Origin of the sequence: Rhodococcus sp. 27YEA6 (genome assembly GCF_044908235.1) — a bacterium.
Lineage (GTDB): Bacteria > Actinomycetota > Actinomycetes > Mycobacteriales > Mycobacteriaceae > Rhodococcus_F > Rhodococcus_F qingshengii.
In genome coordinates this window covers 16,855-29,513 of record NZ_JBIYCY010000016.1, presented here as the reverse complement: position 1 = coordinate 29,513, position 12,659 = coordinate 16,855, and the positions used below count along the sequence as shown (strand labels likewise).

Annotated in this window: 11 protein-coding genes and 1 riboswitch; of the genes, 3 read left to right on the top strand and 8 right to left on the bottom strand. The window is 62.6% G+C overall.

Annotated features, from left to right (window positions below):
- Positions 1–113 precede the first annotated feature (113 nt).
- The 7 genes from ABH939_RS27615 to ABH939_RS27585 all read right to left on the bottom strand — a co-directional run bounded on the left by ABH939_RS27615 (position 114) and on the right by ABH939_RS27585 (position 9,232).
- Entirely contained in the window at positions 114–1,439 is a 1,326-nt protein-coding gene (locus ABH939_RS27615) for an aminotransferase class V-fold PLP-dependent enzyme (protein ID WP_054831718.1), read from the bottom strand.
- A gap of 53 nt (positions 1,440–1,492) precedes the next feature.
- Positions 1,493–1,607, bottom strand: a riboswitch (SAM riboswitch).
- A gap of 60 nt (positions 1,608–1,667) precedes the next feature.
- Positions 1,668–3,203, bottom strand: a complete 1,536-nt coding sequence (locus ABH939_RS27610) for a CdaR family transcriptional regulator (RefSeq protein ID WP_064688672.1) — start codon at positions 3,201–3,203, stop codon at positions 1,668–1,670.
- Positions 3,200–4,258: a DUF917 domain-containing protein gene (locus tag ABH939_RS27605; protein ID WP_058039286.1), complete on the bottom strand. Its 1,059-nt coding sequence runs from the start codon at positions 4,256–4,258 to the stop codon at positions 3,200–3,202. Before ABH939_RS27605 ends, ABH939_RS27610 begins: the two co-directional genes overlap by 4 nt.
- 6 nt (positions 4,259–4,264) lie before the next feature.
- Positions 4,265–5,374 (bottom strand): DUF917 domain-containing protein, encoded by a 1,110-nt coding sequence (locus ABH939_RS27600; RefSeq protein ID WP_058039287.1) that lies wholly within the window; start codon positions 5,372–5,374, stop codon positions 4,265–4,267.
- Complete coding sequence (locus tag ABH939_RS27595) at positions 5,371–6,951, bottom strand: hydantoinase/oxoprolinase N-terminal domain-containing protein (protein WP_404650459.1); 1,581 nt, start codon at positions 6,949–6,951, stop codon at positions 5,371–5,373. Before ABH939_RS27595 ends, ABH939_RS27600 begins: the two co-directional genes overlap by 4 nt.
- 30 nt (positions 6,952–6,981) lie before the next feature.
- Positions 6,982–8,349 carry a purine-cytosine permease family protein gene (locus ABH939_RS27590; RefSeq protein WP_404650457.1) on the bottom strand — a complete coding sequence of 456 codons (1,368 nt, stop codon included), beginning with the start codon at positions 8,347–8,349 and terminating at the stop codon, positions 6,982–6,984.
- A 151-nt stretch (positions 8,350–8,500) separates the two neighbouring features.
- A complete protein-coding gene (locus ABH939_RS27585; RefSeq protein WP_404650455.1) occupies positions 8,501–9,232 on the bottom strand; it encodes an SDR family oxidoreductase in 732 nt (243 codons plus the stop codon).
- A gap of 244 nt (positions 9,233–9,476) precedes the next feature.
- Between ABH939_RS27585 and ABH939_RS27580 the strand changes: the two genes are divergently transcribed.
- Complete coding sequence (locus ABH939_RS27580) at positions 9,477–9,617, top strand: hypothetical protein (protein WP_003941170.1); 141 nt, start codon at positions 9,477–9,479, stop codon at positions 9,615–9,617.
- Here the strand turns inward: ABH939_RS27580 and ABH939_RS27575 are convergent.
- Complete coding sequence (locus ABH939_RS27575) at positions 9,605–9,931, bottom strand: hypothetical protein (RefSeq protein ID WP_404650476.1); 327 nt, start codon at positions 9,929–9,931, stop codon at positions 9,605–9,607. The two genes, ABH939_RS27580 and ABH939_RS27575, sit on opposite strands and share 13 nt — an antisense overlap.
- A gap of 141 nt (positions 9,932–10,072) precedes the next feature.
- Here ABH939_RS27575 and ABH939_RS27570 point away from each other — a divergent pair, with 141 nt between their 5' ends.
- A complete protein-coding gene (locus tag ABH939_RS27570) occupies positions 10,073–10,375 on the top strand; it encodes a ribosomal protein L7/L12 (protein WP_232319041.1) in 303 nt (100 codons plus the stop codon).
- A 428-nt stretch (positions 10,376–10,803) separates the two neighbouring features.
- Complete coding sequence (locus ABH939_RS27565) at positions 10,804–12,657, top strand: BCCT family transporter (protein ID WP_050655916.1); 1,854 nt, start codon at positions 10,804–10,806, stop codon at positions 12,655–12,657.
- The last annotated feature ends 2 nt before the right edge of the window (positions 12,658–12,659 follow it).

Genomic DNA, 12,659 nt, shown 5'->3' with positions numbered 1-12,659 from the left:
CGGCACCACTGACCGAGAGTGATGCTCACTCTCGAAGGGGTGGCGGGAAAATCCGCTGGTGCCATGGCTGCCATGCTAGTTGTCCGTTCGAGTTTTCGGGGACCGAGCTCAGCTCAGACGCACTCGGCTGCGCCGGCATTGTCGTCTGCGGCTCCGAGGAAGGGGCGGGTCTCGGGCACAGGGTTCCACGCACCTGCCGTCTTCGCGTACTTCCAATCACGCTGATTCGAAACCAGGATGTTCACGGCGTCGACCAACCGCGTCACGTCGTCCGAGCTGCTACCGAGGCCGAGGCTGGCGCGAACTGCACCGCCGGAGAGGCCGAGGCGCGCGAGAACCGGATGTGCGCAGAAGCGACCGTCGCGAACTCCGATGCCGTGCTCGGCGGAGAGGAATGCGGCGATCTCGCCCGCTTCGAATCCGTCAACGGTGAAGGTGACGATTCCGACGGCGTCAGGAGCGTCGTTCCACAGTCGCACGAGTGAGACGCCCTCGATGGCGGACAAGCCGTCAGTGAGCTGGGCGGTGAGCGCCTTCTCATGCTCGGCGATCACGTCGAAGTCCAGGGCGTGCAGGGTTTCGCAGGCGGTCGCGATGGCAGCCGCACCGAGCACGTTGGGGGAACCCGCCTCGTGGCGTGCGGGCGCGCAAGCCCACTCGGTGGATTCGATGGTCACCTCACGCACGGCGCCGCCGCCGGCGAGGTACGGCTGAGCTTCGTCGAGCCAGTCACGGCGGCCGACGAGAACGCCGGCGCCGAAGGGCGCGTACAGCTTGTGGCCCGAGAACGCTACGTAGTCGACGCCGCATTCCTGCAGGTCGATGCGACGGTGGGGAGCCAACTGAGCAGCGTCGACGAGGATACGTGCGCCGCAACGGTGAGCGATGTCAGCCAAACGTGCAATCGGCAGGATCTCACCGGTCACGTTGGAGGCCCCGGTGATTGCGAGCAGCGCGGCAGGCTTGGTGCACAGTTCACCGATCAGACGCTCGATCGTTTCTTCGATGGTGTCTGCGGCGGTGACGATACGAGCGTCGTTCCACGGCAACAGGTTTGCGTGATGCTCGACGTCGAGGACGACGGTGCTGCCGGGGACGCACTGCGCAAGCAGGTTCAGCGAATCGGTGGTGTTCCGGGTGAAGACGACAACCTGATCGTCGGCACAGTTCACGAAACGAGCAACGGATTCACGAGCGTTCTCGTAGGTGAGCGTGGAGATCCGGGACGCGTAGCCGGCACCGCGGTGGACGCTGGCGTATGTCGGCAGCAACTCGGCGATACGGTCGGTGACCTGGGCCAATGCCGGCGCACTCGCGGCGTAGTCGAAGTTGGCGTAGGAGCATTCGCCACCCTGAACCAATGGAACCTGCAGGTCGGAACCCGAAACCTTGGCAATCGCGGTGGTGCAGCAGGTGTCGGCACTCAATACAGCAGTCATCGAAGACAATCCTCACGTTCAAGGACTCGTTCGTCGGGAGATGGCCCCGGAAGAGTCCGCGCTTGCCGCATTCGTTTTCGAACGCAGCCGGGTCGTCACCCGGAGCACCCCACCGCGGAGGAGGGTTGCCGACCAGCAAGCCGGGGCTGAACACTGGTACTCGTGACCTGGCAACGAGGATGGCAGGAACCTCCCGTGCTTGTCAAGACGAAGCCGCGAAGATCTCCGTCAGGGCGCGATGGTCCGGCAAGCAAGGTGGAGCGCGAGTCTCGTTTCCGGATCTGCGAGATCCACCGAGAGAAGGCGCTGAATTCTATCGATCCGACTCGATACGGTGTTGCGGTGCAACCCCATTCGGATTGCGGTGTGAGCCAGAGACGATTCTTCGTCGAGGTACGTCGACAGAGTCTCGAGCAACTCTCCATTGGAATCGCGTAGCGGTGCGAGCAATGCTGCGGCCGCAGGCTGGAAGGTGTCGGTTCGCGTCCACGCCAGCAGCAACTGCGCCAGCCCGAGGCGGTCCACGTGCAGGAATCGACCTGTTTGAGATCGGGAACCGGCGAGCCGAGCGGCATCCCCGGCCTCCGACAGGGACGAACCGATTCCAGCCGGACCGTCGTGTGCGCGTCCCACACCTACCCAGGTCTCCATCGTGGGTTCCAACCTGGCCTGAGCTGCACGGATGCACTCGGCGATCCTGGTGATCGCCTCCGGTCGCGGCTCGCCTGGCAGAGTCGTCCACGCCGCCCAGCCGTCAGCCTGTTCCACGACATTGGCGTCGATTCCCTCGGCGGCGAGAGCATCTGCAACCTCGCTGCGTCTTGCCACCAGGTCGACCTCACCGACCGCCAGGACTTTGATGCCGATGTGCCATCCGTCCAGCATCCAACCCGCGTCGAGTGCGCGCCGGAGCAGTCCGGGTGTGGCGTCTGCTGACGTGTCGATCAGTTCACCGAGCAACGCGCTACGCCGGCGCGCTTCACGCTCGTCGACCATGCGCGCAACGGCCAGTCGGTGCCCGGCAGCCAACGAGGCCACGTCGAGAACCACTGAGAGAGAAGCCTCTTCGACGCTTTGACGCACCGGGAGTAGCACCGCCAGCCAGGGCTCTCGGGCTGCGCCGGACATCACCGGGCACGCAATCAGGACCCCGCCGGAGTCCAATTCGACCGTGGTGGGCGCCCCGCGACCCGACAACATACCGGCGGCTGCTCGATCAGTGTCTGACAACAGGTCGGCGCCGGTCATCGGACGTCCGGACGAGTCCAGGAGAAAGAATGAACGCTGAAAAGTGTTCAGTAGCACCGACAGAAGATTCTCGACGCTTCCTCCGGCTCGTTGGCCCGCGTGTGTCGCCCGCAGTACTGCGTCGGCCATCACCGCCCGCGAATTCGAGAGAAGATCACGAAGATCCACGCTGAACTGCCACGGGTCGGATACTCCGAGCACCACCAGTCCGAGCCGATCGGCAAGCAACGAGAGATTCGCATCCTCCGCCGCAGTGCTGTGCACAGCGACCACCTGGCAGCCGGTCGCCGCTGTGCGCCGAAGGAGAGCGTCGAATCTCCACTCCCCGATGTCGATTCGATCGAGAATCACCAGAACTGATCCTGAACTCGCCGCATCCGACACGGCCTCGGCCGACTGTGCCGATTCCCCGGTGAGTGCTCCCACTGTCGTCACGACGGGATCACCCTCCCCGGCCAGTCGATACAGCCCGACAAAGGCCGGGTTGTTCAGCAACGCCGAAACACTCGCGCTCATCGCGCCTCCATCAGCACTGCGTCGTGGTCGATCCCGAATGCCCGCGGGCCGACAACTTTCAATCTGCCCACTTCTTCCGCCCACCACTGTGGACCGGGAAGAACCAACACGGCCACATCGTGCCCCTGGTGCACGGATTCACACGAGACGAAGGCGCCGGTCCGCACGTCGAGCAACGTCACGATGTCCGGGCACGTTGCAATCATCTCGCCGTCCAACGCGACGGTCAGGAACTCACTCTCGAATTCGACTCGTATCACCGCAGAACCGTGCTCGAGAATCACGCTGCCCCGACGATCTCCGGTGTCCGGACGACTACGACGCACCGCACGCACCCGGCCTGCCCCCAGTACTCGAGCCCCGGAGCTTTCCGCGATCTGCCGCCAACTGCCCAGTGCCCCGATGTGCTGACCCAGTTCGTGCGCCCGAGACAGAGTTCCCGGAATGCACGCCTCCTGCACCGTCCGCGCATCGATCGACGCGATCGCCAGAGCACCCCAACCGCTGGTTCTCCCGATCAACGACCGCACTGCTACCTCGGCGCCGAGCACATCCACTCCGTCGACGACGGTAATGAGGCCGCCGGGCTGGGCGAGTGTGACCGGGCACAATTCCAACCCGGCTGCGGCGAGAGAGAAGTGATCGAGCCGCGGCATCGCTCGACCCAGCAGGTCCGCGTCGACCACGGGAATTCCCAACGCCAACGCCGCAGCAATGCCGGAGAGAGCGTTGAGTCCACCGCCTTCGAAAGTCATCACCGCGGTCGGACGCTTCCCGGTCCAGCGCGTCAAAGCTGCTGCAGTATCTGCAAACTCACGCCCGGAGGGCAATTGCTCCTCCAAGGCCAGGGCCGATCCGACGATTCCCACCGGCATCACCAATGCCTCCTCCGGCAACTGGTCCGGCGCGATGACCTCCACCGAAGTAGACGTCATCAGTGGACGCAGCAATTCCACGAACAAGCGTGGATCGCCGCCCCCGCCGCAGCCCAGGACCACCGCCCCCGCTGCGATCGCGTCGAGGTCGGCCTCCCGGACCGCGTGCAGCCTGCTCACGGCTCGCTATTCTGCCAGTACAGGTTGCTCGAGTGTCTCCACCGGCAGGAACGGGCGATCGAGCCCGAAGCTAGCCGGGCCGAAGACCGCCAGTGCCTCCGGGGTTCTCATGATGGGTGGGGTCGCGATCCCGATGACCGCAACGCGCTGCCCGTACCGCAAGCCCTCGGTGGTGACGGGTTCGGCGGTATCGGCCTCGACGATGCAGATCAGGTCTGGCACGATCGCCACCATCACTCCGGATTGGACGGCGATCAGATTTTCGTTCTGGAACTGAACTTCCAGCTCTTCGTCTCCGACGCCGGCGATCCGCACCGAACCCCGAGCGAACCCCTCATCGGTTCGCCGGTCGACATCGATCACCTTGCCGTGAAAGAGAACTCGCCCGTATCCGTAGAGCGTGTCGGCGAGACTGTCGACAAGCGCCTGCACCGGGTCCACCCGCTGCTCACGTGAAAGTCTGATGGACCGGCCGATGGTCATGGCCAACGACAGAGTCCGTGGGATCGCCGTCCGCTTCACATCTGCACCCGTCATCGAGTACTGCGCGATGTGCGCCATCCCACCGAACCTCGACGTCACCCCGCGGGCGAGGCCCTCCAATCTGCTGTTGTCACTTCCGGTGTCGAAGATCGCCACCTCGTCGTGCTCGTTCGCCATGGCGAGCGGACTCGCCGAAATCCCGTACACCGAGAAGGTTTCCATCTCGAGCTGAGGAAAGGCTCGTCCCATCCCGTCGGCGTCGACAACCGGCAGGCCGCGCCGTGCGGCCACCAGCAACGGAATCATCGAATTGATTCCGCCGCACTCCATCGGCATCGTGGCATCTGCAGTTCGACCCGTGTGCTTCTCCAACGTGATCAGCGCCAGCTCGGGTTCGGTTCCGCGCGGCATCTTTTCGACCACGACGGTCGGGGCACCCATCTGCGCGACGGGAATCACCCACGCGTCGTCGTCAAGCTCCTCCGGATCGAGAATTGTGATTTCACCGGCCTCACCGAGCGCCTGCGTGACCAACATCTTGCCGACGAACGGATCTCCCCCGCCGCCGGTGCCCAACAAGGCTGCGCCCCTGGCGAGGTCGTCGAGATCCGCCGTTCGTAGTGTCCAACTCATCGTGAGCCCTCCTGACCGGTGGAGACCAAACCACTGTGCAGTGCCAAGTCACCGACTGCCTTCACTCGAATACGTGTTGCGTTGCCCGGCAGATACGGAATCGGGACCTCGTCGAACTCCACGATCTGCACCGACTCGGGCCGTGCGCCTGCGGCGACTGCCCGATCGATCGCCTCCTGGCGAGCATCGTCGGCAAAAACCTGCCGGTGCCCGTCCCGCACCGCTTCGACTCGATCTACCTCACCACTGACCTGCGCGATCGCAGCGCCGATCGCATTGGCAACATCGAAGCGCTCAGGACGAATCACCGTTCCCAGGCCCGGGAGTTCACGCTCCAGCAGTACCGATCCCCCGCCAACCGCCACAACGGGAAGTGGATCCGACGTGGTCCGCATCTGTTCCACGGCGTCGGCGACTCGGCGCGAGATCCGGTCGAGTGCCGTCGACACCAGGCCGCGGTCGAGGTGCGCCACCGCACTGCGATCTCCGACGTCGGCCAAGCCTGCCGCGACGGCTATGTCGGTGGCCGTCAACGTGTCACCGCCGAATACGAGTGCCCGTGAACCCAATTCGTATCCCACAGATTCGGGTCCGACTGTGAGTCCGTCTGCATCCACCACCGAACCACCACCGATACCGATCGAGAAGACGTCCGGCATACGGAAATTGGTCCGTACCCCCGCGACCGTCACCTCCGTGGTTGCTTCTCTGGGGAAACCGTTGGTCAATACGCCCACGTCGGTAGTGGTGCCCCCGATGTCGATCACCGCACAGCTGGCCAGACCGGACAGAACAGCGGCGCCTCGCATGGAGTTGGTCGGCCCCGAAGCGAAAGTCGCCACCGGATAACGCCTCGCGTACTCGATGTCCATCAAGGTTCCGTCGTTCTGGCTCAGGTACAGCGGCGCGACAATGCCGTGCTCGACCAAAGATCGGGCAAGACCGTCGACGATGTGATCGGCGAGCTCGCGCAGCGCAGCATTGATGATGGTCGCGTTCTCCCGCTGGAGTAGACCCACTCGACCGATCTCGTGCGAGAGCGAAATTGCGACGTCCGGGCCGAGTTCCTCACGCACGATCTCCGCGGCGGCCGCTTCGCATTCGAGATTGACCGGAGAGAACACCGAAGATATTGCGACCGAACGAGTACCGCTGCGAGCCATATCGGCGGCATGGCGGCGAATCTCGTCGGGGTCCAGCGGCGAGATACGACGACCGTCGAACTCGTGCCCACCGTGAGCGAGGTAGTGCCTTCCTTGCACAGCGGAGACCAGGTCTCGCGGCCACCCCACCATCGGCGGAAGCGCGGCGGTCGCCGGAAGCCCCAATCGCAGAGCCGCTGTCGGTGCAAGTCCGCGTTGCTCGATGAGAGCGTTGAGAAAGTGCGTCGTGCCGATCATCACTGCTTGAACAGCGCTGGGAGAGAACGAGTACTGCTGCTGCAGCGCCGCCAGAGCTCCGCCGATTCCGCCGGTGATGTCCTTGCTGGTCGAGTGTTTGACATGCCCGATGACGGTGGTCCCGTCCATCAGGACCGCATCGGTGTTCGTACCACCGACGTCGATTCCGATTCGCATCGCGAACTCCCTTCTACAGTGTGTGCCGTGCTAGTGCGTGAGCGCAGATTTTCCCGAAGTCTCTTGCGGCGCTTCGGTTGCGGTGCGTCCGACTCCGCGAATCAGGCCGAGTCGACCCGCGACGACGTAGAGAACGAAGGCCGAGGCCACCGCGTTGATCGACGGCAGGCCGAAGGTGCTGTAATGACCGATCAGCGCCGAGACGATCCAGATCACCAGCGTGGCCGGTACCCAAGTGGGTGCCGAGTTCGGGAGGGTACCCGCAGCTCGACTCTCCTCCAGATCCTTGCGCCATGTCTTGACGATGAAGTATTCCGCCACCATGATCCCGGCGATCGGCGGGAATCCGACGCCCAACAGGATCAGGAAGTCGGTGAACGAGTTCAGGATTCCGGCAGCCGCGAGGACCGAACCGGTGATGCCGACAACTGCTGTGACAACTGCGCGATTGATCCGTCGACCGAACACGACGTCGATGAAGTTCACGACGCCGAGCCCCGAGCTGTACAGGTTCCAGTCGTTGATCTTGAAGGTGCCGAGAACGATGATCAGAACGCCGACCCAACCGACCGACGAGAGAATGATCGTGGCGATGCCGGAACTGCGAACGGCATGGGCAAGGAGAACACCGGTCAGCCCGATCACGTATTCGCCCAACGTTATTCCGACGAGCGTCTGCTTCACGACATCGCCTGCCGTGCGGTTGAAGCGCGTCATGTCAGGTGTGATCACTGCTCCGGCAATGAAACCGCCTGCGACGATGGTAGTTCCGGCGAGGAAGCTGAGCTCCGGCCCGGCTGGAGCAGATGTCATCAGATCTGACAGCGAGTGATTACGCAGTTCGGCGATGACGGCCCAACCGACCAGGATCAGGAACAGCGGAACGGTGATATTGGCAATCAGTTGCATGGATCCGAACCCGCGAAGGACTATCGCGGTGATCAGGAGACTGAAGGCCAAAGCCCACGCCCACTGCGGCAGAAACGGCATGATTCCGTGCAAACCTGATGCAGAGACAGCAGATTGAATGCCGAACCAACCGATCAGGCTGACCCCGATCACCAAACCGATCACCGCGGAACCTGCGTGCCCGAATCCACACCAGCGTGCGACCACCGATGTGTTGAGCCCTTCACGAACCCCGATGATGCCGATGAAAATACAGACGACCTCGAGAATCACCGCCCCGACTGTCAATGCCCAGAAGGCATTCCAGAACGTCATACCGTAGCCGAGCGTCGCACCGAGCAAGAACTGTGCGAGTGCCGATACCTGACCGAATCGCTGTACTGCCACCGAGAACCACGAATATCGTGCTTCGTCGGGAACGCGGGTGAGCGCGTAGTCGTCACCGTCGGACACTTCACCGCCGGCGGCGGTCGCTGACGTGTTTTTCATGACGGACTCCTCGAATAGTTGGGAAGTGTTCTCGGAGAAGACGGTACGAATGTGGCCAGGGTCACGCCTATGGGCGAATTGGCGTTTCTTCGTGTTACGACAATGCATTTCGCACAGTCGTCATTTCACACAGTCGCCAAATGGCACGGGTCTAACGCAACGCGTATCCGCCGTCGGGGTACAGCGTGGAACCCGTTGTGTACGTGTTGGTGAAGAGATAGAACACCGCTTGTGCAATCTCGTCTTCGTTCCCGACGCGGCCGAGCACGTTGTTCTCGGCACTCCAGGTGAACGCGGCCTCCCGAACCTCCGCCGGGCGCTGAGCCCACAGATGCCCGTCGATGGTTCCGGGAGCGACAGTGTTGACGCGGATCGGCGACAGTTCGACCGCCAGCCCCCGCCCGAGCCCCTCGATTGCCGCGTTGGCTGCAACGTATGCCGCGGCAGCTGCGGGTGGCCGCACACTGGCAGCGCCGGACATGAGGACCACCGATGCGGTGGGTGTCAGCTTGTCGAGCGCAGCGTGCACGACGCGGTACTGCCCCCAGAACTTGGAGGTGAACGGCGACGCCGCTTCCTCGACGCTCTGTTCACGGAACGAGCCGACCTGGTAATCGGCAGCCGTCGTGAAGAGAGCATCGACGCTGGGGATGTTGGTGAAGAGTGCTTTCACCGAGTCGTCGTCGGAGGTGTCGACGGTGAACCAGTGCGCAGCCTCACCCAGCTGCGCGGCCGCTGCTTCGAGCTTGGATGCGGTTCGGCCCCCGAGAACTACCTGCGCGCCGGCGTCGACGGCAAGCTGCGCCACTCGCAGCCCGATGCCTGTTCCGCCGCCGATCAGTACGACGGTCTTGCCTGCGAGAGGAGAAGGTGTCGTTGTCATGCAGCGACTGTAGGGCTCACCGAATTGTCCCGACATGTGCAGAATGCACAGATTTCACTACGGCACAGTGCCAAGTATCGAGACTTAGCTGTTAGAGGACACCGCCCCCGGGGATCTCGCTTGACGACGTTTGCTGCGTCGAAACTGCCTTCACATGTACCCCTCCTTCGAGTTCGCTTGTAACAAAACAACTCCCACGACCGAAAATGTCGGTGAACCACAACAGCGAAGGGAAGTAACGACTATGGGATCAGCAGACGTCATGGCCTGGCTCGCCGAGGGTTACCTCGCCGGCGATCCGATTCGCTATCCGCTCTACGTCGGATCGATGTTCCTCGCGATGCCGTTCCAACTGATCGGCGTAATTCTGGGTCACCCCTTCTGAATCGTCACATCAGGCCAGGGCGGACGACGTAGAACGGCCAGAGTTGCGATCACTGCGGCCGCCAACCCGATGAACTCCCCCATCAAAGCCGCCCTGGTGTGATCGACGGCCGGTGACCACGACGGCTCACCCTCGTGGATCGAGAACACTCCCACTGGCACCGGTATCGGGTCGCGGCGCCACCGCCGGTGCAGACGCGAAACCGTGATGATCGTCGATCCGTCGCTGGTCTGGTGCGGTTCTCCGAAGATCGTCGAGGCCCCTGATTCCCCTCGAAATCGCACCACCGCATCACGAATCTCCATGATCTCCATCGTCGCATCGAAACCGCAGCACTGTGCGAGTATCGACCGATGGCCGAGTGGTGGGTACCGAGCAGGCGCGTCGAGCGATGGGGCCACACGATTGGCCTCGTCCTGCTCGTAGTCGTAGTCGGTCCGAGCACCATCCATACAGTGGCCACGGAACCGACAACCGGTAATTGGGTTCGCCTGGCAATCTGGCTTTTCGCGACGGCCGGATTTGCCTACGGAACCGTCCAGGCCTGGCGAAACAGGAACAAACCTCAGTCGGTGTGGTGGGAAGGGACGACTGCCCCCACCGAAATACCCGCCGACGACGTCCGTAGCGCACTCGCGTCGACTGACGACCGTATTCCGGCAATCAAGGCACTACGCGAACTGCATCCGGGCTTGGGTCTGAAGGATGCGATGGATCTGATCGACGCTCAGCGGGGCGAACAGGGCCCGCATCACTGATAGTTGCGACCATCACAATCACAGTTAGGTATCGACACCTGACCGCCACGATCGGGCAAGCACACCAGGAGTTAACCACCTGACAGACAGGCTGTTTCGCCGAGTTTGACAAATGTGGTCAATCGGTGAGCGTCGACTCGACCGATTCAACTCACCGTACCAATCGAATTCGCCGTTCAGCATTCCACTCATGGCCCAATGCCACTATTACCCAACGATTTACAACCGGAACTACGGTATCCAGTGAGAACTTTCGCGACAGTGCAGCATCTTTCGTCCAGTTGAGTTGACCGAAACTTGACGTTACGTTGAATTTCAAAGCAATAGCCCGGTCTTGACCTGCGATGGTGTGAGCGCAACGCCCACCTACGCGTGACACGTGGCTGCCCGTATGGGCGCTGTGAATGCCTGATTGTTCGAGGAGTGGAATGACTGCGGTCAAAACTGCGTGGCGTGAACTACGGAAACCCGTGTTCATCCCCGCGTCGATAGTGATCTTTGCCCTGATCGCCTTTGCCGTGATCTATGCGGGAACCGCTGCGGATGCTTTCGAAACTCTCAACAACGTGATCAGCGACGGAGTCGGCTGGTGGTACATCCTCTCTGCTACCGGTTTCGTGATCTTTGCGCTGTACTGCGGAATCAGCCGCATCGGCAACATCCGATTGGGGCGCGACGACGAGCAACCCGAGTTCGGCATGCTCTCGTGGTTCGCGATGCTCTTCAGCGCCGGGATGGGCATCGGCCTCGTGTTCTACGGAGTGGCAGAACCCCTTTCGCACTATGTGAACCCTCCCGTCGCCGGGCAGATCGCGGGATCCACGGACGCCGCAGCCAATCAAGCGATGGAACTGACGCTGTTCCACTGGGGCCTTCATGCATGGGCGATCTACGTCGTCGTCGGCCTTGGTCTGGCGTACATGACCTACCGCAAGGGTCGTCCGCTCTCGATCCGTTGGTTGCTCGAGCCGCTCCTCGGACGGGCTCGCATCGAAGGAAAGATCGGCCACGCCATCGACGTCGTCGCCATCGTCGGCACGCTGTTCGGTGTCGCGACGTCGCTGGGCTTCGGTGTCCAGCAGATCTCGGCCGGCCTCGACTACCTCGGCTGGGTGGAGACCGACAACTGGTTGGTCATCACCATCATCGTCATCGTGACGGGCATGGCCACCTTCTCGGTCGTCTCCGGCGTCACGAAGGGCCTCAAGTGGCTCTCCAACATCAACATGATGCTTGCTGCCGCGCTGGCCCTGTTCGTCCTGATTCTAGGACCGACATTGTTCCTGATGCAGTCGTGGGTGCAGAACCTCGGCGGATACGTCCAGGCCTTGCCCGAGCTGATGCTGCGCACGTCCCCGTTCGCCGAAGACGGCTGGCAGGGTGCATGGACCATCTTCTACTGGGGTTGGTGGATGAGTTGGGCACCGTTCGTCGGCATGTTCATCGCGCGCATCTCACGCGGCCGCACCATCCGCGAATTCGTCTTCGGTGTGCTGCTGGCCCCGACGCTGGTTGGTTCGTTGTGGTTCACGATCTTCGGTAACTCCGGCATTCTGCGTCAGCGCAACGAGGGCACGATGCTCGACGCATCCGGCGCAGTGGACACCAACACGTCGTTGTTCACGCTTCTCGACGGACTTCCGCTCGGAACGATTTCGAGTGTTCTCGCGATCGTCGTGATCGTGTTCTTCTTCGTCACGTCCGCGGACTCCGGCTCGATCGTCATCGACATCCTCGCGACCGGTGGCAGCTTGGAGACCTCCAAGATCACGCGTGTCTACTGGACGTTCCTCTCCGGTGCCGCGGCCGCAGTTCTCCTCATCGTGGGTGGCAGTGGATCGCTCACGGCGCTGCAAACCGTTGCCATCGCCACGGCGGTACCGTTCTCGGTCATCATGGTGCTGGCATGTCTGTCGATGCTGAAGGCGTTCCGATACGAGGTCGCTTCGGCACCACGCTACCTGCGGGTTTCTACAAATGCCTCGGCATCGACCGACGTTCCGCAACCCACCGAAAAGCGGCTCCGCGATCTGAAGATCTCGTCGACCTTCGCCGGGCTGACCCCGTCACAAAGCGGAATCATGACGGATCCCTCCGACGCCCACATGCTCGTCGCGGTCCACGAAGTTCCCGCCCATGCGGTCAACATCGACCCGGATACCGGCGCCGTCGACTTCTCCGAGGAATCGAAGGTCGTCGATCCGCTGGGCGGAGAGGTGTTCGACACACCCGAGTTCGCCGACTCGGCAGAAGGCCACGCGCAAGCTGCCAGTACGGACTGACC